Genomic DNA, 22,152 nt, shown 5'->3' on the forward strand with positions numbered 1-22,152 from the left:
CCTCCGTCAGCCACGGCGCCCTGGTCGACGCCGTGTGGTGGTCTGCGGGTCAGCCATACCCAGACAGCCGAGAAAGCCTACATCCGCAGCCTGCGGCCTCTCATTGTCAGCGCTGGCCGCAAGCCGCCGCGCTGGTTGCACCCTGCAGCTCGGTCGGTGCCGGTGGTGACCGACGGCAGGCCCGGTAGTGGCGTGGCCACCTGTCGTGACCGACCGGCGCGGTGCGGTACGGGCTCGACCGGGCGCGCCGGATGTGTGAGGATCCCGATATGACAACGTTGACAGCGAAGTCCGGCCTGAGCCGCCGCCGGCTCCTGCAGACGGCCGGCGCGGCCGGTGCACTCGCCGCGGCATTGCCTTACGTTGCAACCGAACCCGCCGCCGCCACCACGACCGCGGGGCTGGCCGCCGACGAGGTCGCCCGGACCTACCATCGGGTACTGCTCCGGCACACTCGGTGGGCCGAGACGCAGTGGGACGAGAGCGCCGGGCACTACGTGGCGAAGGACTTCTCGTTCGCCGTCGTGCTCGGCAACGCGGTGCTGCTGACCCGGGACGGCTACGACGCGGACCTCGCCGGCATCGACGCCGCCACGCTGAAGCAACACACCGTCGCCACGCTGTCGCACTTCGCCGCCTCGAACCGGCTGCTCGGCGGCACCGAGTGGGGCCAGAAGCTGTTCTGGGACACCACCTTCCAGCTGTACTTCCAGCTGGCCGGGCGGCTGCTCTGGGACGACCTGGACGCGTCGACCCGGACCAACCTCGACCTGATCGCGACCCGGCAGGCCGACTACACCGTGTCGCTGGGCAGCGGCAACGACCCGCTGTCCGGATCCTGGACGCCCAACGGGTTGGCCGGCGGCTGGGTCGGCGACACCAAGCTGGAGGAGATGGGGGTCTACGCGCAGTCGATCGCGCCCGCGATGGCCTGGGCGCCGCAGGCCGGGAACGCGCCGGGCTGGCGCGACTGGTACGCGCGGTGGAGCCGCAACGAGACCGGGCACCCGGCGGCCGACCACGCGAACCCGGCGATGGTCGACGGCGCGCGGGTGTCGAGCAACACCGCGCACAACCTGTACGACACGTTCCTGGTCGAGAACCACGGCTCGTTCGGCCCGCACTACCAGTGCGAGCTGTGGCGCACCTCCGGGCGCAACGGCATCCACTTCATCGCCGCCGGCCAGCCGATGCCGGCGGTACTTGCCGAGCAGCCGAACGGGGATCGGTTGTGGCGCAGCATCCTCGCGGTGATGAGCGACGCCGGCGAGCCGCTGATGCCGATGGTCGCCGACCGGGAACACCTGTACGGCCGGGACGTCATCCCGATCGCGTTCCTCGCCCAGGTGCTCGGCGACCGGCGCGCGGCGTGGGCCGAGCAGGCGCTGGCCGCCCGGCTGGACGCCTACCAGGCGTACCCGCCGGAGTACCGGATCACGAAGTTCTCCGGCCAACCGAAGTACGAGCCGGAGGCCCGCGCCGAGGTCGCGATCAGCTACCTGCTGCACGAGTGGCGGGCCCGGGAACACGGCCCGGTGCAGCCGATGTCGGCCGCGGAGGTGTTCGCCGACGCGTCCGGCGTGCTCGACTTCGGTACCGGGCCGGGCCTCGTCGCGCACCAGTCGCCGGCGGCATGGGCGGGCGCGGTCAGCAAGCCGGGCTTCGCCAAGTTCTGCTGGCAGCCGGGACACGACGACTGGCTGTTCACGCTCAGCGGCAAGACACCGATGTTCCTGCCCGCCACCGGCGCCACGGTCCGCGGCCGGTCGGTCGCCGCGTACACCCGCTCGCGGGACGGTTTCGACGCCAGCGCGGTGGTGCTCGGCTTCGACGCCGGCCGCGCCGGGTTCGCCTCGCTGCCCGGCGGCTCGGTGGTGTACGCGTCGAGCGGCGTCGCCGCCGGCGAGGGGCACCTGGAGGTGTACAACCTGACGATGCCGGGCGTACCCGGCCTGGACGGCGACCGCACCTACACCGCCGCCGAGGGTGGCGTCACGGTGCCGGCAGCCGAGAACTCGTCCGGCGCGGCCCGGGTGGACACCGTCCGGTTCGCCGCCACCAGCGCCCGCTGGGTGCGGATGCTCGGCGTGACACCGGATCCGACCTACGGCTACTCGGTCATCGAGTTCCAGGTGCGGGACGGCGACGGCGCGAACCTGGCGCTGGGCCAGGCGACCAGCGCGTCGTCGGCCGACCGCGGCCACGACGCCAGGTACGCCACCGACGGCGACGACGGCACCCGCTGGGCGGTGTCCCGGGCCGACCGGCCGCGGTCCGACAGCTGGCTGGCGGTCGACCTCGGCGCGACGACGACGTTCGACCGGGTGAAGGTCTACTGGGAGGCGGCGGCCGGCCGCGCCTACCGGGTGCAGGTGTCCGCGGACGGCGCGAGCTGGACCGATGTGGCGAGCTATCCGAATCCCGACCTGTCCAGCACCGGCGGCTGGCTCAACGTGGACGGCCGTGCCGGGCTGGTGGTCCGCGGCTCCAAGCACCCGATCACCGTGCAGGGCAACGTGATCACGCTCGCCGACGGTGCCGCCGCGCCACTGCTGGTCGAGGGGCACCCGGGGCTCGACGCCGCGGCTACCCGGGCGGCGGCGGCCAAGCCCGCGCCGTCCACCGACGCCGACGGGTTGCTGGCGAGCCTCGCCGAAGGGCACCTCAGCCTGTTCAACCTGACCGCCGCACCGCTGGCCGGCACCGTCACGATTCCCCCGCAGGGCGAGACCGTGCCGGTGTTCGCCGGGACCCAGACCACCACCGCGGACGGCACCGCCTACCAGGCGGACCTCGCCGCCGGCAGCGCCGCGGTGCTCGCGCCGTGGTTCACCATCGAACCGGTCGGCCGGCGCCGGCTACCGGCCGGCCTGGTCGTCGAGGTGGTCGACGCGCACCGGCTGCGGCTGCACGGGCCGTCCGGCCCGGTCCGGGTACGCAGCCGCACCGGTGGCGACCGGGTCGTCGTAGCGGGCGGCCACCGCCGGGACGTCGTCTTCCACTCGGTCCCGCCGTACCCGATCGACGACCTGGCGCTGGGTCGGGTGACGTTCCCGACCAGCCCGCTGCCCGACGGGATGACCGACCCGGCCGCTGCCGTGGACGGCCACGAGTCGACGGCGTGGACGCCGGGCCGCGCCGGGCGGATGGTCGTCGACCTGGGCAGCGACCAGCCGCTCGACGCGATCGAACTGGACTGGACGTCCCGGCACTCGCCCGCCGTCACCGTGTCGACCAGCACCGACGGCCTGTCGTACCGGGAGGCGGCCCGGCTGCGTGCCGGCCAGCGCCGCGCCGGGCTGGACCGCACCGCGCGCTATGTCGCCGTCGCGGTGCCCGGCTGGCGGCACGGTGACCCGCGGTTGCGCCGGCTCACCGTCCGGCCCGCCTGAGGACGGTGCCCGGCGGCGGCCCGCAGCGCCGGGCCGCCGCCGCGGGCCGGCGTCGCGGGCAGCCGGTGGTCGAGTCCCGGCGCGGCGGCCGGGTTCACCGGCGGGCGGGTGCCAGGGCGGGTTCAGCCGCGCCGGCGGCGCAGGGTGAGCCAGGTCGGCCGGCCGCCGTGCCGTGTCGAACCCGAGCCGTCCACGGCGCGCAGCTCGACCAGCCGGGGGAACCGCTGCCGCAGCTCCGATTCCAGCCGCGAGTGCAGGGTCAGATCGACCGCCGGGCAGTGCGCGCAGGTACCGGTCATCGACACCTCGGCCCGGCAGTCCCGGGTCGAGGTGATCGTGATCTGCCCGCCGTGCGACCGGACGTAGTCGCCGGCCGGGCCGTCCAGCACGTCCTGCAGGGCGCCGCGGAGCAACTCCTCGTCGCTGCCCCGGTGTACCGGCCGCCACCGTTCCGGCTGTTGCAGCGCGGCGCTGAGCCCCGCCCGTACCGCCGGGCCGTCGGCGTCCCACCGGTGCCCGTCGGCCAGCCGTACCAGCACGGCCCGGCTCTCGACCTCGACGCAGTCGACCACTCCCGCGGCCGCCAACCCGTCGAGCTCGTCCGGCAGCGCCGCCATCGGCCCGGCGACCGGCAGCGTCCCGGCCGGGATCACCCACCGGACCGTCTGCGGGTCGCCGGTGGCCTCCGGATGCATCGGTACGAGAACCGTCATGTCAGCGCCGCGACGACGGTGTGGGTCAGGAAGGCCATGATCCAGGCGAGCGCGAACATGTAGCCGAAGGCCACCGCCGGCCACTTCCAGGTACCGGTCTCCCGGCGCATCACGCCGATGGTGGACATGCACTGCAACGCGTACAGGAAGAAGACCAGCAGCGCCGCGGTGGTGGCCGGGGTGAACAGCCGCTGCCCCTGGTGCGGGCCATCGGTGTAGGTCATGTCCCGCAGCGCCTTCGTCGGCTCGTCCGGGTTCTCCGCTGCGGCGACCTGGCCGAGGGTGGCGACGAACACCTCCCGCGCCGACAGCGACGCCAGCACCCCGATGTCGACCCGCCAGTCGAAACCGAGCGGGGCGAAGACCGGTTCCACGGCGTGGCCCACCGTCGCCGCGTAGCTGTGGTCGATCACGTACGCCGAGGCGGCGGCATGGTTGCCCGGGTCGACCCCGGCGGCGGTCAACTGCGCGTCGCTGCGCAGCGGGAGGTTCAGCAGCAGCCACAGCACGACCGTCACCAGCAGGATGATCCGGCCGACCTTGCGCAGGAATCCCTTGCAGGAGTCCCAGACCGAGACGGCAACGGTACGCAGCTTGGGCAGCCGGTAGGAGGGCATCTCCATGTAGAACGGCAGCAGCGCGGCGCCGCGGCTGCTGAACCGCTTGAACACCCAGGCGGTACCCATCGCGGACAGCGCGCCGAACAGGTAGAGCGCGAACATCACCAGACCCTGCGCGCCGAACGGACCCAGCCTGGTGCCCGGGCTGACCAGCAGGCCGATCAGCAGTACGTAGACGGTCAGCCGCGCCGAGCAGGTCATCAGCGGCGCGCCCATCATGGTGGCGAACCGGTCCCGGGCGGACGGCAGCGCGCGGGTGGCCATGATGCCCGGGATGGCGCACGCCAGCGAGGACAGCAGCGCGACGAACGCGCGACCCTCCAGGCCGGCCTTGGCCATCAGCCGGTCCATCAGGAACGCCGCCCTGGACAGGTACCCGCTGCCCTCCAGCAGCGAGATCATCACGAACAGCAGCGCGATCTGCGGCAGGAACACCAGGACGCTGCCGACGCCGCCGATCAGCGCGTTGCCCAGGAAACCGGACAGCAGCGGGTTGTGCACGTGCCCGGTGACCAGGTTGCCCAGCCAGGTGAAGAACGCCTGCACGCCGTCCTGCAGCGGGGTGGCGACGGTGAAGATGATCTGGAAGAACGCGAACATCGTCGCGAAGAAGATCAGCGTGCCCCAGAGCGGATGCAGCAGTACGGCGTCGATCCGCCGGGTGCGCCGGTCGGCGTGCGGCACCCGGTAGTGCGCGCTGTCCAGCAGCGACTCCACCCAGGCCTGGGCCTGCGCCCGGTCGGTCGGCGGTGGCAGTACCGGCCGCTGCCAGCTGGCCGCGTCGGGCAGCAGCCGCCGCAACCGGCCGAGATCGGTACGCGAACCGCTGGTGACGGCGACCACCGGGACGCCGAGCGCGCGCTGCAACGCGTCCACGTCCAGGCTGCCGCCGCGGCGGGCCAGCTCGTCGGAGAACGTGAGGACCACGCAGACCGGCAGCCGGGTCCGCAGTACCTGGGTGAGCAGCCCCAGCGACCGCCGCAGCGCGGTGGCGTCGAGGGTGACGAGGATCCCGTCCGGGGTGCTGATGCCGTCGTGTTCGGGGTCCAGCACGTCGGCCACGACCTGCTCGTCCGGGCTGATCGGGTCCAGGCTGTAGGTGCCGGGCAGGTCCTCGACGACGAGGTCGTGGCCGTCGAGGCGGACCTTCCCCTCGAACCGGGCGACGGTGACGCCCGGGTAGTTACCGGTCTTGGTGCGCAGCCCGGTCAGCGCGTTGAACAGGGTGGTCTTGCCGGAGTTCGGGCTGCCGACGAGCGCCAGCCGGGCGCTGCCGGTGACGGTCTGGTTCGTGGGGCCGCAGTGCGAACTCACGAGGCGACGAGGATGCCGCTGGTCTGCGTCCGGCGCAGCGCCACTTCGTAGTCGGCCACCTGCAGGACGACCGGATCGCCCAGCGGTGCCTTGCGCAGCACCGTGACCGTGACGCCGGGGACGAACCCGAGATCCATCAGGCGGCGCGCGGCGGCCGGTTCGACCCGGTGGTCGATGTCGACGATCCGGCAGCTGGTTCCGGGGCGGATGTCGGCGAGCCGGGCACCGGGCCGGCCGCCGACGGTCCCGGGCGCGGTGGCCCGGCGGGCCCGCGGGCGGGTGAAGACGATCGACATACCCACCTTCCGTGGGCCGGCGGACACTCAGCGACTTTAGGCGAGCCTAAGCTCATCGGCGGACCGAAGTCAAACCTCCGCCGCCCAGGTCACACCCGCGCATCAGTGGGCCCGGCGGTGCAGGCGGATCGCCGAGACCAGGAAGAAGACGCCGCCGAGCGTGGCGTACCCGGCGATGTTGGTCAGCGACGCGTTGCTCCCGCCGGCCTGCAGGACGAAGCCGGCGCCGGCGACGGTGGAGATCGCGCCGCTGAGGATCATCGCCCACTGGCCACCGAGCCGGTACCGCAGGATCGCGACGACGAGCTGCACGACGCCCGCGGTGATCGCCCAGGCGCCCCACACCCGCAGCACGTTCGGGATGCCCGAGGTCGCCGCGGCGGCCAGTCCGAGGAAGGTGGCGACGCTGAGCGCGATGTTGACGTACAGCGGGTTGCGGGGTCGGGTGCCTCCCGCGGTCCGGAAGTCGATCACCGCGGCGGCGGCGTCGAACAGCGGGTAGATCACCAGCAGGCCGATGCTCGCCGGGTCGAGCGTCGACGCGACGAGCACGATCAGGCCGGCCCAGACGATGGCGAACCCGAACCGGACGTAGTAGAGGTTGCGCAGCCCGTTGCTGCCGCTGGCGGCGCTCACCGCGGCGTCGGTGTCGATGGACGTGGACATCGGAGTTCCTCCGGGAGGTGACGACGAGAGAGACAGAACGATCGGTCTCCCTGATGATGCGAGCTGCCGTCGACCTTGTCAAGACCGATCGTTCTGTCTGCTAGGCTCGACGCGGCGCGACGAGGGAGGGACGGCAGATGTCCGAGGCGCGAGCCCGACTGCTCAACACGGCGACCGAACTCTTCTACGCCGAAGGCATCCACGCCGTCGGCGTCGACCGCGTCATCGCCGTCGCGAAGGTCACCCGCGCCACCCTCTACCGGCACTTTCCGAGCAAGGACGACCTGGTCGTCGCGTACCTGACCCAGGCCGACGAGGCGATCCGCGCGCGCACGGCGGCCGCCCGGTCCCAGCACGCCGCACCCGAGGACATCGTGCGGGCCGTCGGCAGACACATCGCCGAGGACATCCAGAGCCAGGGCTTCCGGGGCTGCGCGTTCCTCAACGCCGCCGCCGAGTACCCCGACCCGGCGCACCCGGTCCACCAGGCGGTGCTCCGGCACCGGCAGTGGTTCCTGGCCACGGTCACCGAACTGCTCGCCGCCACCGGCGAGGCCACCCCGGAGCCCGCCGCCCGGCACTTCGTGATGCTGCGCGACGGCGCGATGGCCGCCGGCTGCCTGACCGATCCGAAGCCGATCGGGGAGACGTTCCTGCTCGGCATCGAGGGACTCCTGAAGTACCGCGACCGCAGCCGCCCACCGGCAGACCGGTAGCCCGGTAGCCCGGTAGCCCGGTACGGTTCCGGCACCGACGGAGGTGATCGCATGGCGCGGGGCGCGTTCGTGCTGACCATCAGGCCAGGCAGGGTCGAGCAGTACGTGGCGGCGCACCGGGAGGTCTGGCCCGAGATGCGGGCGGCGCTGCGGAAGGCCGGCTTCCGCAACTACTCGATCCACCTGTGCGGCCGGCAGGCGTTCGGGTACTTCGAGGCCGACGATCCGGAGGCGGCGCTGGCGGCGATGGCCGACACCGAGGTCAACACCCGCTGGCAGGACCGGATGGCGGAGCTGCTCGAACACCGCGTCGACGACGACGGTCCCGGCCTGCTCCCGGAGATCTTCCGCCTCGACTGACGGGCCGAGCCGGTCGGGCCCGGCGGGTCGGCCATACTGGGCGGCCATGGACCTGGACGAGTATCAGCGTGGCGCGCTGCGTACCGCGGCTCCCCGCGACAAGAAGAACGAACTGCTGCACCTGGTGCTCGGACTGGTCGGGGAGTCCGGGGAGGTCGCGGAGAAGTTCAAGAAATGGGTCCGCGACGCAGCCAGCGACGAGGCGCGCATCGACCGGGCCGACATCGCCAAGGAACTCGGCGACGTGCTCTGGTACCTCGCGGTGCTCGCCGACTACCTCGACCTGTCGTTGGACGAGATCGCCGCGGGCAACCTGGCGAAGCTCGCCAGCCGGCAACGCCGCGGTGTCCTCGGCGGCGCCGGCGACGACCGCTGACCCGGGCGTGGGCGGCTGCGGCGCGACCGGCACCCGCCGGTACCCCGGTGGACCGGGCGCCAGACTGCGGCAGCCGGCCGGTGGACTGCGGCGGTAGGCGGCAACGAACCTGGGCCGACGGCGCCCGACCGAGCACGGCCGCGCGGCGGCGGACACGGAGCGGAACCGGTCGGACGGCGGCAGCCGGACCTCGTGCGGGGTGAGCAGGTCAGGCGGTGGCGCGGCGGTCGTCGGGGCGTTCGGCGCGGGTGATCAGCTCGCCGAAGGTGGCGGTGGCGGCGTCCGACTGGGCGCCGTGCGGCAGCAGCCGCTTGTCGACCAGGATGGCCTGGCCGATGAACGGTTCGAGGATGCCGGCCATCCGGATCGGTGCCGCGATCACCAGCTGGAAGCCGAAGTCGTCGAACGCGGCGAGCGCCTGCCGGGAGAACTCCTCGTCGGACTTGCTGAACGCCTCGTCGAGCATCAGCGGGGCGAACGTGGGCAGCCCGTCGCCGTCCGGGTCGGCCAGGTTGTAGCTGAGCGCGGCGGCCAGACAGAACGCGACGAGCTTCTCCTGCTCGCCGCCGGAGTTGGACGAGGTGTTGCGGTACGTGTAATGGATCTCCCCGTCCTCGTCGACCTCCTGGCCGTAGAAGCTGTAGCTGGTGCGCACGTCCAGCACGTTGCGGCGCCAGGCACGGGCTTCGGCGGTGTCGGCGGTGAACTGTGCCATCAGCTTCTGCACCCGCTGGAACTGGGCGAGCAGCTTGGTCGCGTTGCCGCGGGCGCCCGGCGCCTGGCTGAGCAGCGTGTCGACCATGGTGCGGAACTCGCGCACGTCGGCGGATCGAGCGGCCTTGTAGGCGATCTGCAGGTACCGGCCGGTGTTGAACTCGACCCGGCGCAGCCCGTTGTTGACCATGTCGACGCGGCGCCGGATGTCGTCGGTGGCGTTCTCGATGGCACGTTGCAGCACGCTGATCGACGGCACCATGTCTTCGCTGATCATCTGCTGGAACCGGTCCATCGCCTGGGGCAGCCTGCGTTGCCTGATGTCGGCGTGCAGCGCGGCGAAGTCCGCTCCGCAGGCGTCGACGTCGCCGCTGGTGTCCGGGGCGGAGTCGGGCCACTGCTCGCAGAACCGGTCGACTGCGCTCTTGACCCGGGTACGGGCGTGCATCCGCTCGGCGTTGGCCGCCTCCCGCCGGTTCTGCAGCTCGCGGCGCAGCGCGGTCCTGGCCGGGTTGACGTTCTCCGGGTCGAGCACGATCTCGGTCGCGGCGAGCGCCTCGTCGAGGTAGCCGCGGCTGGTGGCGTCGAGCTCGTGCGGACGGCCGGCCTCGGCGTCGAGGATCTCGATCAGCGCCTGCTGGCGGGCGTTGTGCCCGGACAGCTGGCTCTTGAGGGCGGCGCGCTGGTCGACCAGGTCCTCCCACCGCTGCTTGGCCTCGTCGCGGCGCTTCTCCAGCAGCTGCAGGTTGGCGTCGTTCGCACGCACCTCGGTCAGCCGGTCGGTCAGCTCGTCGACCCGGTGTCCGGCGCTGGCGTGGTCGAGCTGGTCCCAGTCGGTGTGGTCGGCCAGCTGGGCTCCGCAGCGGCCGATGCGCTCCAGCGCCGCCCACCGCCCGTCCAGCTGGTCGGCTTCGGCCTGCGTGACCCGGCGGCGCTCGTCGAGGGTCGCCAGCTCGTCCTCGATCGCGGCGATCTTGGCGGCCGTGTTGGCGCCCAGAATGTACGAGGAGCGGCTGGTCAGCTCGGGTCGGTCGTCCTTGCGGAAGACGTTGCCGGGCTGCTTGACCGTGCCGTGCACGGTGACCGCGACCGGGTGCGGTTCCAGCTCCCGGGCCGACTCGACGCACACGTGCTGGAACCGCTTGGCGAGCTGCGCCGCCAGCCATCCGCCGCTGGGATGGTCGGTGTCGACGGTCAGCTTGCCGGCCAGCGTGTCGGCCGCCGGCCGCGGCGCAGCGGCGGTGACGGGGCCGACGACGCTGTACTCGACGACGCCGCGCATGTCGTGCTCGTCGACGAACCGCATCACCGCCTGCTGGTGCCGGGCCGGCACCAGCAGCCGCAGTCCGAAACCGCGCAGCACCTTCTCCGCCGCCGGCCGCCACCGTTCCGCGCCGTCGGCGACGTCGATCAGCTCCGCGGCGAACGCCAGGTCCTCGACGGGAATCTGCGCCCCGTGCGCGATCAGCTCGCGGCGCTCGCGCTGGCGAGGCGGGATCAGCGACCGCGCCGAGCGCAGCGCCGCCAGTTCGGACTCCTTGCCCCTGTGCCGGTCGCGAGCGGCCGCGGCCGCGGCGAACACCGCGTGCCGCCGGCCGGCGAGCTGGGTGCGTTCGCGGGCGGCGGTGGACACCAGGCTGCCCAGCCGGGTGTGGAACTCGTCGAACTCCTGCCGGTTGGTCGGCACCGGCTGCTCCACCTGGTCGACCAGGCCCGTGAAGCTCTGGTACGCGCGCCGGCGGGCCTGTGCTTCGCTCTGCGCACCGCGCAGCTGGGTCTGCAGCTCGCTGAGGATCGATCCGTCCCGGCGCAGCTGCGCCTCCAGCGACTGGTAGCGCTCGGACGCCTGCTCGACCTCGGTGTTCGCCGCCGACAGCTCGGCGTCGAGCCGTTCGACCGTGCCGTCGATCTCGTCCAGCGCGGTCTGCGCGGCCCGCACCTGGATGGCCCGCACGTAGTGGTCGAGCGAGGCGCCGAGCAGCTCGTCGGCCATCGTCTGGCGCTGTTCGGACTGCTGGTAGCGCTGCCAGGCGTCGGGAAGGTCGTGCAGCGCCTTCTCCTGGGCGTGCGCGCGCCGGGCCGTCTCGTACGCGTCGTTGAGCGGGGTGAAGGTGTCGAGCATGTCGGTGGCGGCGGTGAACGTCTCCGGTTCGTCGAGCATGTTCTCCCGGATGAACAGGTTCAGGTCGCCGACGTTCTTCATCGCCTTCGCCTTGCCCAGCAACGACAGTGCCATGCTGGAGTTGGCCAGCCCGATGCGGCGGGACAGCTCGCGGGAGAACCTGACCGGCCCGTCGCAGTGCGTGCAGGCGAACGTGGCGCGCAGCCACCGGGTGTCGAAGCCGCGGTCGGCCCAGCCGGTCAGCGCGGTGAGCTCGAACGCCCCCTCGTACAGGTGGAACAGCGACTTGAGCGACGCGTTGTCGGTCTCCGCGCCGGTGAACCACTTGACCACCACCGCGGTGGTGACCGTACCGAGCCCGTCGTCGTAGCTGGCCGCCACGGCCGACCACGTCGGCTTGCCGCCGCGCAGGTAGCGGGTGCGGGCCTGGGCGTGGTCGTCGTTGGTCTCCGACCAGGCACCGCGCACGTAGTCGGCGACGCTGCGGGTGGCCTGCTTGGCACCGCGCGCGCTCAGGTCGGCCGAGGCGTTGAACCGCTGGTCGTGGGTCGGCAGCAGCACCAGCGAGTGCGCGTCCATCAGCGACGACTTCCCGGAACCGGACGGGCCGGTGAACAGCACGCCCCGCTCGTCGATCGGGAAGTCCTTGTAGCCGCTGAAGGTCGCCCAGTTGATCACCTGCAGCCGGGTCAGCCGCACCTGACCGAGGTGGATGGTCCGAGCCCGGTCACTCATCGTCGTCCTCCTCGGTGGCCGCGCCGATGTCGCCGCGGGCGATCGCGGTGTAGGTGTCGGTCAGCGCCTCGACCCGGTCCGCGGTCAGGATCGCGGTGATCACCGGCAGGATGAGGTAGCGGTCGGTGCCGCGGATCGGCTGAATGATCGACGCGTCGTCCAGCGACTTGATCGCGGTGCGGATCTTCTTGTCGAACGCGGCGGCGTCGGTGTCGGTGGCCCGCTTGTACGCGAACATGTGGTCGATCATGTCGGTGGTCGACACCACCGGATCGTCCGGCGCCACCAGGTACTGCTGGTAGAGGTGCAGTGCGAGCGCGCTGGCGGCGAGGCTCAGGGTGCGGGTGCGCAGGATGGCGCGGCTGTGCGGGCTCGGGTCGTCGGCCTGCCGGGTGAACGCGTACCGGTGTTCCCGGTTGACCTCCAGCAGCAGCCCCAGCTCCGCCAGCCGGCTGCGCAGCACCTGCTCGTACTGCAGGACGATCGCCCAGTGCTTCTTCGCCTTGTCGGTCAGGTGCGGCGCGGCGACCAGTTCCTGCAGCGTCCAGCAGACCTCGGGCGGCAGCGCGCTGGTGTCGCCGTCGAAGCGTGGTTCGTGGTCGCGTTCCAGGTGCGCGCCGACCGGTGCGGCAGCCGCTTCGGCGGCGAAGACCTCGGTCGGGTCCAACGGCGGCGACGGTGTTTCGGCGAACAGCGCCGGGTCGAAGGCCTCGGATTCCTCAGGCACCGGCCGGCACCTCCGTGAGCAGGCTGCCCTGGCCGGGCCGCGGGCGTGGTGGGCCGCTGCGTTCGGCCGGGTCGGGTAGCTCGTCACCGAACAGCAGGTAGGGCAACGTGATCGGGCGCAGCCCCTGCGCGGTGTGCGCCACCACGGTGACCCGGGTCCGCAGGTCGGCCTTGCCGAACCGGGCCGCGAGCGACCACAGCCCGACGATGTCACCGGTACGCGGCTCCGCCAGCAGTTCCAGCACGTCCGGCAGCGTCGCGATGCCGTGGTGCGCCTCGATCGCCGCGTTCACCGCCTGCCGCAGCGCCGACCAGTCGATCGACTCGGCGCCGATCAGGGTCGCCGGGTCGATCGCGAACCCCGCGTCGTCGACCAGCGGATCGGGTCGTTCCGGCGGCCCCTCGTGCAGTCGCAGCCGTCCCACCGACGTGGCGTCCACCCCGCTCGTCGGTACGGCGAAGCCGATGTCGCGACCGCCGTGGGTCACCGCGAACGCCTCGGCCGCCGCGGTCTGCGCCTCCACCACCCGGGTGCGCATGCTGCGGTAGTGCGCGATGTCGCCGCCGCGCACGAAGGTGCTGATGCGGCGGAACGCCATCGCGCGGGCCTGCTCGACCTCGCGCACCCGCTGCCACATCGCGTCGATGAACCCGTCCAACGCCTCGGTGACCTCCGCCGGCAGTCCCTCGACGCGCAGCAGCACGTCGGCGATGTCGGTCTCCAACCGGGAGCGCTGCGAGGGTGTCCCGATCAACGTCGCGAACGCCCGGAACGCCTGCCCCTCGGGCGACTCCGCGATCACGTCGTGCCCGTCGAACATCCGTTGCAGCGACTCGGCGAACTCCGCGGCGTCGTCCGACAGGCTCTGCCGGATCAGCGCCATCGTGTTGGCCTGCATGCGTTCGCCGTACCGGGCGATGTCGGCCGGGATCCGCTCCACCAGGTGCATCAACGCCGAGATCCGCTCCACCAGCTCGGCATGCGCCACCGCCGGCGCGACGCCGCGCTCCAGCTCGGCCCGCCTGGCGCGCAGCGCACCGATCTGCTCGTCGAGCTCTGCCCGACGCGCCTCGAGGTCGGGGTTGGCCTCCGTCGCGATCTGGTGCACCCCGGCCATCACCATCGCCAGCGCCGACTCGGTCGCGGTGGAGGTGTGCCGACGCAGGTTGCGCATCTGCCGCACCGCCTGCGCCGCGCCGGCGGTCAGCTGGTACCGCTCGGAGCGCGACTCGGGGTCGACGGTGCGGTGCGCCCAGCCCTTCTTCGTCCAGCGGGTCAACAGCGCGTCGGCGTCGGCGAACGCCAACCCGGGGCCGTCGCCGGACAGCGGTGCCGACCGGACCAGCCGCGGCAGGTCGCGGTCGATGGCCGTGGCCAGGGCCGCCCCGTCCACCACCTGACCGTCGCCCAGGTGCGCCGCCATCAACGCCAGGTGCAGCAGCGCGTCGCCGGACCGCAGCAGCGACATGGTCACGTCCGCCTCGGCGTTGCTGCTGAACTCGTGCAGCAACTGCTCGGCACCCCTACCCGCCACGAACGCCCCCGCCTGCCCCCCGGTACAACGACGCCCCGCACAATACGACGCCACGGTGACAGTCTCACGATCCCGTCGACGCTCCGACGCCGGCTGCCCGCCGCCCGTGCGCAGCCCGACGGGCTGCGGCTGGCACGGGCCGAGCTATGCGGCCACTCCCGGGTGGCCCGGCGTCCTGGCGGGCTCGTCGCCGCCCTGGTCGAGCCGGAACGGCGGGTACCGGTCGGTCAGCAGCGACACGTAGCAGCCGACCCGGTAGCCCCAGCGCTGGATGCCCATCAGCAGGTCGTAGATGCCGCGCGGGTACCGGCCGGCGAACAGCAGGGTGAGGCCGACGTACAGGACGAGCAGCCCGACCAGGCTGGCGGTGCCGTAGCGGCCGGCGGTGTCCTCGGCCCACCGGTACCCGCCGTAGCTGCTGCCGGCGATCGCGCCGCCGAGCAGGTAGTGCGGGATCGCCAGCAGCCACCACTTCACCAGCACCAGCCCGCGGGACAGCCGCTCCGGGTAGGCCACCGACAGGGTGGCCGGGTAGTCCTCCCGCTCGGCGAGCGTGAACGGCGGGTACCGGTCGGTGCCCAGCACCGAGTAGGAGTAGTAGCCCACCCGCCAGCTCCAGCGCAGCACGCCGACGGTGAACTCGAACAGCGGCCGCGGATAGCGCGCGGTGAACAGGATGGCGAAGAACGCGATGATCGTGACCACCCAGACCGCGATCCACAGGAAGAACAGCACGATGTAGTGCGGGATCGCCAGCAGCCACTTCAGCAGCCACAGCCAGCGGTTGGGCGGCGGGTCGAGCCGGCCGGTCAGCTGGAGCGGCTCGGACGCGGGGATCGGTTGCATGCCGGGTACCTCCGACGCGCGGTTCGCAGTCAGTGATGATCACCACGCTAGAGGTCGGCGGTCGGGCGCGGGCGCGTTCCGCCAGCCCGACCGCCTTCCGGAGCAACCCGAGGCACGCGCCGGCACCGTGCCGGCGGTACGAGCCGTCACTCCCGCACGGTGATCGCCATCGCCGGGCAGTGCGCGGCGGCGTCCCGGACGTCTCGCCACCGGCCCTGCGGCGGGTCGGCGTCCAGCAGTTCCACCACGCCGTCCGAGTCACGCTGGTCGAACACGTCGTCGGCGGTCAGCGCGCACTGGCCGGACGAGACGCAGGCTTCCTGGTCGACGGACACTTGCACGGTCTTCTCCTCGCTGCGGGTGGTCGGCAGGGCAGTGCGCCGGGGTGGCCCCCCGGCGCGGGGTCACCAGGTCACCGGAAGGGCGGCGAGGCTGCCGGTCAGGGTGGGGGAGACCGTCAGGTCGTCCAGACCGCACGCGAGCCGGAGGCCGGGCAGCCGGCGGGCCAGGGTGGCGAACACGATGCGCAGTTCGGTTCGGGCCAGGCTGGCGCCGATGCAGAAGTGCGCGCCGTGCCCGAACCCGAGGTGGGTACGCTCCGCGCGGTCGGGGTCGAAGGTCTCCGCGTCGGCGTAGACGGTGGCGTCCCGGTTGGCCGCGTTGATCGACAGGATCACCGCGTCGCCGCGCCGGATCGTGGTGCCCGCGACGTCGAGGTCGGTGTGCGCGTACCGCAGCAGGCCGAGCTCGCCAGGCGCACCCAGCCGCATGATCTCCTCGACCGTCACGTTGACCCGCCCGTCCGGATCGGCGGTCAGCGCCCGCCACTGGTCGGGGTGGGTGCCCAGGAACAGCACGCCGAGGCCGATCCGGTTGACGGTGGTCTCGTGCCCGGCGAACAGCAGTCCGACGCACAGCCGCACCATCTCGGCGTAGTCGAAGGACTCGTCCGCGCTCTGGGCGCGGACCAGGTCGGTGATCACGTCCTCGCCCGGCTCCGCGCGCTTGGCCTCGACCAGGCCGGTCATGTACGCGCTGAACTCGGCCCGGGCCCGCTCGGCGTCGTCGCCGATGGCGTAGTTGGCCATCCGTTCGGACAGCCCGTGGAAGCGTTCCCGGTCCGCTTCGGGTACCCCGAGCAGCCGGCAGATGACGGCGACCGGGAGCGGGAACGCCAGCCCGTCGCGCAGGTCGACGACCCGGTCGGGCGCTGCCGCGTGGTCGGCGACGAGCTGGTCGAGGTACCCGTCGACGAGGCGCTGGACGTGGTCGCCCAGCAGTCGCATCCGCTTGGCGGAGAAGGCGGGTGTGAGCAGCCGGCGCATCCGGGCGTGGTCGGCCTGCTCGGTGTCGTGGTTGCCCGACGGGCCGTTCTGGATCGCGGCGGTGGTGATCCGCGCGGCGCGTTCCGGCTGCGGGTGGGAGCGGCCGAGCCGCTTGTCGCCGAGCAGGTCGCGCACCTCGGCGAAGCGGGTGACCAACCACGCGGGGTCGCCGGCGGGCGTGATGGCCGCCGTGATCGGAGCTTCCCGGCGCAGCACCTCGTACAGCGGGGCGAGGTCGAGCACGTTGGGCCGGGCGATGGGTAACTGGACGGGTTCGGCGGCGACGCTCATGGGCACTCCTCCGGTCATATCGGGCAAGTCGACCATACTGTTTATTGGCATTGCCTGACAACAATTCGGCCGGCCGGCATCGGAGCCCGCCACGTGCTTCCATCGCTGGATGCCGACCGGACCGGTACGGAGGTGACGAGCGTGACCGGCGAAGACGGGACGCCGCGACGAGGCCGGCCGCCGGTCAGCGACCGGCAACGCCAGCGGCAACGCCTGGCCATCTCCCGGCACGCGGTACGGCTGTTCGCCGCGCAGGGCGTCGCCGCCACCACCGGCGAACAGATCGCCCGGGCCGCCGGGATCTCCGAACGCACCCTGTGGCGCCACTTCCGCACCAAGGACAGTTGCGCCGAACCGCTGCTGACCACCATGGTCGACGCCTTCCAGGCCGCCGTCCGCGCCTGGCCAGCCGAGATCGCCCTCGCCGAACACCTGCGCGCGACGTACACCCCGATGCTCGGTTCGGCCCCCGCCACCGACCTCGACGCGGTGCTGCAGGTCGTCCGGATGACCGGGCAGGAGCCGGCGCTGCGCGCGACCTACCTGATGCTGCGAGAACGCGCCGAGACCACCCTCGCCGAGGTGCTGGCCGATCGTCTCGGCGAACCCGTGGACAGCCTCGGCGTGCAGGTGCGCGCCGCGGCGCTCAGCGCGGTACTGCGGGTGGCCACCGACCGGCTCGCCGGGGCCGCCGGCGCCGGGCTCACCCACGCCGTCCTCGACGAGCACCGCGAACAGCTGGCCGACGCGATCGGCCGGATCACCGACCAGCCGGACGGCTGACCCGGCCCCTCACCCCTCGGTGGCGGCCGGCCCGGCGCCGTGCACGTGCGCGTACGCCTGCCAGACGAGCGGTACGGGCCGGTCACCGGAGCGCCACCGTGCCAGCTGCCGCAGCTGCACGGTCCGCAGTGCGGCCGCCGGGTCGTCCGGCAGCACGAGCAGGTCGGCGACCGACAGGTCGAACTCGGCCGTTTCGGGCAGCTCCGGGATCGGGTGCAGGGTGCACACGACGTCCTCGGCGCCGGCCGCGATCACGCCCGCGGCAAGGCCCAGCCACTCGGACAACTGCCGCTGGCCCGCGGGACCCGTCGATTCGACGCCGATGCTGCCGCAGCCGGCGAGCAGCACCCGAGCCGGCATCGGGTACGCCGGTCCGTCGCCCGATCTGGCGGTCAGATCGCGCAGGGTGAGGCGGTCCCCGCCGGCCAGCGCCAGCCCGCCGCCACCGGGGTCGGCGGGCAGCTCCGAGCGCACCACGTGCCCGGCCACGTACAGGGTGTGCCCGGCGGAGCCGGCGTCCCGCGCCTCGATCAGCAGCTCGCGCAGCCGGTGCTTGTCGAGGGCGCCGGCGTGCTGGCGGCGGGCCGAACCGGGTGGCGTGAGGGCGTGCCGGAGGCGGTTTCCGGCCGCGGTGCGGTCGTCCTGGTCGGGGCCGAGCAGGGCCAGCTCGATGGGGTAGCGCCGGCAGGCCGACGGCTGCCGCGGGACGGCGGCGAGAAGCGCGATCGACGGCGTGTAGCTGACCACCGCGTGCTCCACCAGCCGGGGTGCGTCGGCGGCCGGGCCGAGCGGCCAGCCCGCGACGGGCAGCGCCGCCAGCTCCCCGCCGAGACCGACCAGGAGCCGGACCGGCGCGTCCGGCCGGGCGCCCGCCAGCGCGTCCCGTAACACCGGCGGCAGCAGCGCTTCCGCCGCGGCCCGCAGCACCGTCAGCTCGCGGCCGGCGCCGGTACGGTCGCGGCCGAGCGGCCCGGCCCCGGCCCGGTGCCCCGCCGCGGAGTCGGACTCCCCGGGCCGCGGCACCGGCAGCGCGTCGAGCAGCGCGTCCAGCGCGGGCAGCACCGCGGCGCCGTCCTTCCGGTTGACGTACCAGCCCCGGCCGGGGTCACGGACGGCGTAGTAATACCGCCCGTCCACGACGATCCCCGACCAGTACCAGGACTGCGGTGCGATGGCGTCGAGGGCCGGCGACAGGTCGACCGGGTGGCCGTCGCCGCTGGTCGACCAGCACGCCCGCGCCACCGTGACAGCGGGCACGTAGTGCAGCGGGTCGGCCGCCCCGCCCGCCTCGGAGGCGTCCCGATCACCGGCGAGTACCGGGGTGTTGAGCAGCGCGTCCAGCACCGCGACCCGTTCGGCGCTGCGCGCGTCCCGGGGCAGCGGTACGGACTGGCTCTTGACCGCCTCCAGCAACTCCACCACGAGCAGCACGTCGGCCACCGAGTAGGCCAGGTCCAGGGCGAGCGCGTACGCGGCGGCGTGCAGTGCGGCCCAGCTGCCCCGCCACGCCGCCGACGGGAGCCGGTACCGGACGTCCTGGACGGTGCGGAGAGCGGCGAGTACGTGGGCGAGCGCGTCGGCGGGGTCGGTGCCGGTCAGGCCGCGGGCGATGGTGACCCGCGCGGCGGCCTCGGCGAGCGGCTGATGGGTACCGCGCAGCGCGTCGAGCGCGGCGAACGCGAGGTCCACGGCCCGATCGCGGTCCGCGCCGGCGAGCAGGATCTGTGCCAGCAGCACCTGACGCGCGGCGAGCTGCTCGCTGGTGACGCCGAGTTCGGTGTGCGCGCGGGACCACGGCAGCATCGCCCGCGCCACCCGCAGCGTTCCGTCGGTGTCGCCGGCGAGCAGGGCCATCCGCAGCAGCCACGTCTCCGTGACGTTGAGCAGGCCGACGTCGGCGCGTCGTACCGCGCGCAGCCGCAGCCGGTGCACGTCGCGCAGGACCGATGCCTGCCCGCCGTCCGCGCCGAGGTGCAGCATGACCCGCCGGCCGAGCGCCTGGTCGTACCAGTCGTCGTCGCGGCGCGGGTGCAGGCCCGCGAGGGCACGCTCGATCGCGGTCTCGGCCTCGGCGACCCGGCCACAGGTGACCAGCACGTCGGAGGCCTGCAACAGCACCCATCCCGCGCAGCGCGGTGGCAGCCCGTTCAGCCCGCCCAGGACCCGCCCGACGAGACGCAGCGCGAGGTCCGTCTCACCCCGGCGGCAGGCGGCGACCGCGCGAGCCGCGGCGATCACCGGCACGAGTACGGGCGGTGCGGTCGGAGCGACCACGTCGAGGAACCGGTCCGCCCGGTACACGTCGTCGGTGACGGCCTTGTCCAGGCCCGTGGCGAGGACCTTCCACCGTCCGCGCAGCCCGAGACGCAGCCGGACAGCGAAGGGGACGAACCCGAACAGGTGTCGACGACCCTGCGCGAAGAACACCGCGAAGGCGGTCACCGCGTGGTGCGCGGTCCACGCGGCCGGAAGCAGCAGTACCCCCAGCCACCACTGCCCGCGCGCGAACCACAGAGCCAGTGCGGCGCAGGGGATGCCGAGCAGCCAGGGCCCCCACAGCACGGCGCGCCGCGCCGGCAGCTGGGTGGACGCCGCGAGCGTTGCGCTCGCTCCGCCCAGCAGCAGGCTCGACGCGAACGGCAGCCCGAACGCCGCGGCGATCAGGGCGGTGAGCAGTCCCGTGACGATCCGGCAGACCAACGGCTGCCACACCACCCACGATCCGATGATCCGCGCCCGGTCGGCGTGCACGTCGCCGATGCGGTCCGGGGTGGTGCGGTGCCGGCGGACCTCCCGCTGCCCGGCGACCGCATCGCCGAGCATCCCGGCCGCCGCCAGCCGCGGATGGTCGCCGCGGACCAGCGCGAACGCCAGGTCGGCCAGCGTGACGACCTCGTCCTCGTCCAGCGCGGTCGCCGACCGCTCCCGCAGCCAGGCGAGCGCCGCCTCGTCGGAGCCGCGCGGGTCACCCGCGGGCACGGCGATCCCACCGCAGCAGCCACGCCACCGACGATCTGGAGACCACCTGGTCGCGCACCATCCGGTCCAGGCCGTAGCCCGGATCGCCGGTGTCGCCGCGCCGCCAGTCGAGCGGGTAGCCGAGCAGGCCGACGGAGACGGCCACCGTCGCTCCCGTGGTGAGAACCAGGATCCACGCGCCGCACAGCACGAACACCACGGTCGCCGCGACCGCCGAGGCGATCGCCGTCGTGCACTGCGCGCGGGCGCTGAACCCGTACCCGCGCCCGGCGACGAGCGCGAACGGAAACAGCCACCACGGCGCACCGGCGACGATCGCCGTGATCGCCCACGCCAGCGACGACAGCGCGATCAACTGCCCGATGACCGCGAGCACCGTCCACCGCCGCACCGTGTACCCGCGCCACGCGGTGCCGATGTCGGCCAGCGTCGGCGCGGTGGCCCGTTGCCGGCGGCGCCGGACCTTCGCCCGGAGAGTGGTCGGCGCGGACGACGCCGACACCCCGAACCGCTCGCTGGGCCGGGGCGCCGGACCGCGACGGCCGCCGGCGATCCCGTACCCGTTGCCGCCCCGCCGGTCGGGGTCGCCGGTGCGGGCCCGCGCCGCCACCGCGGCCGAGACCATCAGGTCGACGGTGATGCCGCAGTCGCGGAAGTAGCCGTCCAGGCCGTGTTCGTCGGTGTCGGCCACGACGTGCAGCAGGCCGAGAAACAGGTGCGCGGTGTTGACCGCGGTGTCGCCGGTACGGTCGCGCATCGCCGCCGCGGCGGCGCACACCTCGCGGACCGACGCCGCCGCGGCCCCGCGGTCCGGCGCGAACCTCGCCGCGAGCCGCTCGTACGACGCGGAGTCGTAGTCGAGATGCTCGCCGTGCAGGGCGTCGAAGACCGTCCGGCTGTCCAGGTCGAGGATGCCCAGCGCCTCGGTGACGCAGGCGTGTTCCCCGGGCGGCACCAGCAGCAGCGCCGCCGCCAGCGGCCCGACGCCCCAGTGGACCGGCCCCGCCTTGAACGCCGACAGCAGCGCCGCATGGTCGAGCACGTGCAGCGCCGCCGGCGTGGGGTTGCGCAACACGGCGGCCAGTTCGTGCGGGTGGGCCGCGACCCCCGCGCCGGCAACGGTCGTGGCGTGCCCGACGCCGTGCTGGGTCGGCGCCGGGGCGGGCTCGGCGGCGTGCTCGGTCAAGGTCGCCGGTCCCCGGCCGGCGACAGCATGCCGGCCACCGCCTCCGTGAACCGCCGTACCTCGGCGTCGTCCGGCTCGCCGGTGACCTCGACGAGGTACCGCGCGACGGTCGGTCCGCGCCGGACCGCGAGCTCCAGCCGCACCGAGTCGGCCCCGGCGGCGCGCCGCCGCCGCAGCCAGGCCCGTGCCGAGGCGGCGAGCGCGCGCAACTGCGCCACCCCGACGAGGACCGCGACCGCGTTCGCCCCCAGCGAGACCGCGGAGCCGACGAACTCCAGGGTGCCCGAGACGGTGTCGGGACCGGGCCCGCGCCAGACGAACGCCTCCTCGAAGCCCTCGGCGAAAAGGTGCTCGCCCAGCTCCTCCGGGACCGTGACCGCGAAGACCTCACCGTCCGACATGCGCTACCTCCGAGGACATCCGCCGGCCTCGACGGCCAGGAACACTGGCTCAGCGT

Annotated in this window: 18 protein-coding genes; 5 read left to right on the forward strand and 13 right to left on the reverse strand. The window is 73.3% G+C overall.

Annotated features, from left to right (window positions below):
• The first annotated feature begins 269 nt into the window (after positions 1-269).
• Positions 270-3,392: a discoidin domain-containing protein gene (locus Athai_RS04870; protein WP_203960358.1), complete on the forward strand. Its 3,123-nt coding sequence runs from the start codon at positions 270-272 to the stop codon at positions 3,390-3,392.
• A gap of 122 nt (positions 3,393-3,514) precedes the next feature.
• Here Athai_RS04870 and Athai_RS04875 read toward each other — a convergent pair whose 3' ends face one another.
• The 4 genes from Athai_RS04875 to Athai_RS04890 all read right to left on the reverse strand — a co-directional run bounded on the left by Athai_RS04875 (position 3,515) and on the right by Athai_RS04890 (position 7,001).
• Positions 3,515-4,105, reverse strand: coding sequence for a NifU family protein (locus Athai_RS04875; protein WP_203960359.1), 591 nt, complete (start codon positions 4,103-4,105; stop codon positions 3,515-3,517).
• A complete protein-coding gene (gene feoB / locus Athai_RS04880; RefSeq protein WP_203960360.1) occupies positions 4,102-6,039 on the reverse strand; it encodes a ferrous iron transporter B in 1,938 nt (645 codons plus the stop codon). Before feoB ends, Athai_RS04875 begins: the two co-directional genes overlap by 4 nt.
• Positions 6,036-6,335 carry a FeoA family protein gene (locus tag Athai_RS04885; RefSeq protein WP_203960361.1) on the reverse strand — a complete coding sequence of 100 codons (300 nt, stop codon included), beginning with the start codon at positions 6,333-6,335 and terminating at the stop codon, positions 6,036-6,038. The genes feoB and Athai_RS04885 overlap by 4 nt, the downstream gene beginning before the upstream one ends.
• Positions 6,336-6,437: 102 nt before the next feature.
• On the reverse strand, positions 6,438-7,001 hold the full coding sequence (locus tag Athai_RS04890; protein ID WP_203960362.1) for a hypothetical protein: 564 nt from the start codon (positions 6,999-7,001) through the stop codon (positions 6,438-6,440).
• A gap of 137 nt (positions 7,002-7,138) precedes the next feature.
• Here Athai_RS04890 and Athai_RS04895 point away from each other — a divergent pair, with 137 nt between their 5' ends.
• The 3 genes from Athai_RS04895 to Athai_RS04905 are packed head-to-tail and all read left to right on the forward strand — an operon-like array spanning position 7,139 to position 8,453.
• Positions 7,139-7,717, forward strand: coding sequence for a TetR/AcrR family transcriptional regulator (locus tag Athai_RS04895; protein ID WP_203960363.1), 579 nt, complete (start codon positions 7,139-7,141; stop codon positions 7,715-7,717).
• A 51-nt stretch (positions 7,718-7,768) separates the two neighbouring features.
• Positions 7,769-8,077 carry an L-rhamnose mutarotase gene (locus Athai_RS04900; RefSeq protein ID WP_203960364.1) on the forward strand — a complete coding sequence of 103 codons (309 nt, stop codon included), beginning with the start codon at positions 7,769-7,771 and terminating at the stop codon, positions 8,075-8,077.
• Positions 8,078-8,123: 46 nt separating this feature from the next.
• Positions 8,124-8,453 (forward strand): nucleoside triphosphate pyrophosphohydrolase family protein, encoded by a 330-nt coding sequence (locus Athai_RS04905; protein WP_203960365.1) that lies wholly within the window; start codon positions 8,124-8,126, stop codon positions 8,451-8,453.
• Positions 8,454-8,661: 208 nt separating this feature from the next.
• Here Athai_RS04905 and Athai_RS04910 read toward each other — a convergent pair whose 3' ends face one another.
• From Athai_RS04910 to Athai_RS04935, 6 genes are all read right to left on the reverse strand, one after another.
• Positions 8,662-12,024: an ATP-binding protein gene (locus tag Athai_RS04910; RefSeq protein ID WP_203960366.1), complete on the reverse strand. Its 3,363-nt coding sequence runs from the start codon at positions 12,022-12,024 to the stop codon at positions 8,662-8,664.
• Positions 12,017-12,751: a DUF4194 domain-containing protein gene (locus Athai_RS04915; protein ID WP_203960367.1), complete on the reverse strand. Its 735-nt coding sequence runs from the start codon at positions 12,749-12,751 to the stop codon at positions 12,017-12,019. Before Athai_RS04915 ends, Athai_RS04910 begins: the two co-directional genes overlap by 8 nt.
• Positions 12,744-14,285: a DUF3375 family protein gene (locus Athai_RS04920; protein WP_203960368.1), complete on the reverse strand. Its 1,542-nt coding sequence runs from the start codon at positions 14,283-14,285 to the stop codon at positions 12,744-12,746. Before Athai_RS04920 ends, Athai_RS04915 begins: the two co-directional genes overlap by 8 nt.
• Before the next feature lie 144 nt (positions 14,286-14,429).
• Complete coding sequence (locus tag Athai_RS04925; RefSeq protein ID WP_203960369.1) at positions 14,430-15,131, reverse strand: DUF4389 domain-containing protein; 702 nt, start codon at positions 15,129-15,131, stop codon at positions 14,430-14,432.
• A 146-nt stretch (positions 15,132-15,277) separates the two neighbouring features.
• Positions 15,278-15,472, reverse strand: coding sequence for a ferredoxin (locus tag Athai_RS04930; RefSeq protein ID WP_203960370.1), 195 nt, complete (start codon positions 15,470-15,472; stop codon positions 15,278-15,280).
• A 63-nt stretch (positions 15,473-15,535) separates the two neighbouring features.
• A complete protein-coding gene (locus Athai_RS04935) occupies positions 15,536-16,747 on the reverse strand; it encodes a cytochrome P450 (protein WP_203960371.1) in 1,212 nt (403 codons plus the stop codon).
• Between the two features lie 141 nt (positions 16,748-16,888).
• On the opposite strand from Athai_RS04935, the gene Athai_RS04940 reads away from it, so the two are divergent.
• Positions 16,889-17,530 (forward strand): TetR/AcrR family transcriptional regulator, encoded by a 642-nt coding sequence (locus tag Athai_RS04940; protein ID WP_203960372.1) that lies wholly within the window; start codon positions 16,889-16,891, stop codon positions 17,528-17,530.
• A gap of 9 nt (positions 17,531-17,539) precedes the next feature.
• Here Athai_RS04940 and Athai_RS04945 read toward each other — a convergent pair whose 3' ends face one another.
• The 3 genes from Athai_RS04945 to Athai_RS04955 are packed head-to-tail and all read right to left on the reverse strand — an operon-like array spanning position 17,540 to position 22,096.
• Positions 17,540-20,509, reverse strand: a complete 2,970-nt coding sequence (locus tag Athai_RS04945; RefSeq protein ID WP_203960373.1) for a CHAT domain-containing protein — start codon at positions 20,507-20,509, stop codon at positions 17,540-17,542.
• Complete coding sequence (locus Athai_RS04950) at positions 20,496-21,695, reverse strand: hypothetical protein (RefSeq protein WP_203960374.1); 1,200 nt, start codon at positions 21,693-21,695, stop codon at positions 20,496-20,498. Before Athai_RS04950 ends, Athai_RS04945 begins: the two co-directional genes overlap by 14 nt.
• Positions 21,692-22,096, reverse strand: coding sequence for a hypothetical protein (locus Athai_RS04955; protein ID WP_203960375.1), 405 nt, complete (start codon positions 22,094-22,096; stop codon positions 21,692-21,694). Before Athai_RS04955 ends, Athai_RS04950 begins: the two co-directional genes overlap by 4 nt.
• Between the last annotated feature and the right edge of the window lie 56 nt (positions 22,097-22,152).

The organism is Actinocatenispora thailandica, from assembly GCF_016865425.1.
Classification (GTDB): Bacteria; Actinomycetota; Actinomycetes; order Mycobacteriales; family Micromonosporaceae; genus Actinocatenispora; species Actinocatenispora thailandica.

What these genes read in the sequence shown, in the direction of transcription:
- Athai_RS04870 (WP_203960358.1), top strand. Translation starts at nt 270, where the DNA reads ATGACAACGTTGACAGCGAAGTCCGGCCTGAGCCGCCGCCGGCTCCTG.
- Athai_RS04875 (WP_203960359.1), bottom strand. Translation starts at nt 4,105, where the DNA reads ATGACGGTTCTCGTACCGATGCATCCGGAGGCCACCGGCGACCCGCAG.
- Athai_RS04885 (WP_203960361.1), bottom strand. Translation starts at nt 6,335, where the DNA reads ATGTCGATCGTCTTCACCCGCCCGCGGGCCCGCCGGGCCACCGCGCCC.
- Athai_RS04890 (WP_203960362.1), bottom strand. Translation starts at nt 7,001, where the DNA reads ATGTCCACGTCCATCGACACCGACGCCGCGGTGAGCGCCGCCAGCGGC.
- Athai_RS04895 (WP_203960363.1), top strand. Translation starts at nt 7,139, where the DNA reads ATGTCCGAGGCGCGAGCCCGACTGCTCAACACGGCGACCGAACTCTTC.
- Athai_RS04900 (WP_203960364.1), top strand. Translation starts at nt 7,769, where the DNA reads ATGGCGCGGGGCGCGTTCGTGCTGACCATCAGGCCAGGCAGGGTCGAG.
- Athai_RS04905 (WP_203960365.1), top strand. Translation starts at nt 8,124, where the DNA reads ATGGACCTGGACGAGTATCAGCGTGGCGCGCTGCGTACCGCGGCTCCC.
- Athai_RS04910 (WP_203960366.1), bottom strand. Translation starts at nt 12,024, where the DNA reads ATGAGTGACCGGGCTCGGACCATCCACCTCGGTCAGGTGCGGCTGACC.
- Athai_RS04925 (WP_203960369.1), bottom strand. Translation starts at nt 15,131, where the DNA reads ATGCAACCGATCCCCGCGTCCGAGCCGCTCCAGCTGACCGGCCGGCTC.
- Athai_RS04935 (WP_203960371.1), bottom strand. Translation starts at nt 16,747, where the DNA reads ATGAGCGTCGCCGCCGAACCCGTCCAGTTACCCATCGCCCGGCCCAAC.
- Athai_RS04955 (WP_203960375.1), bottom strand. Translation starts at nt 22,096, where the DNA reads ATGTCGGACGGTGAGGTCTTCGCGGTCACGGTCCCGGAGGAGCTGGGC.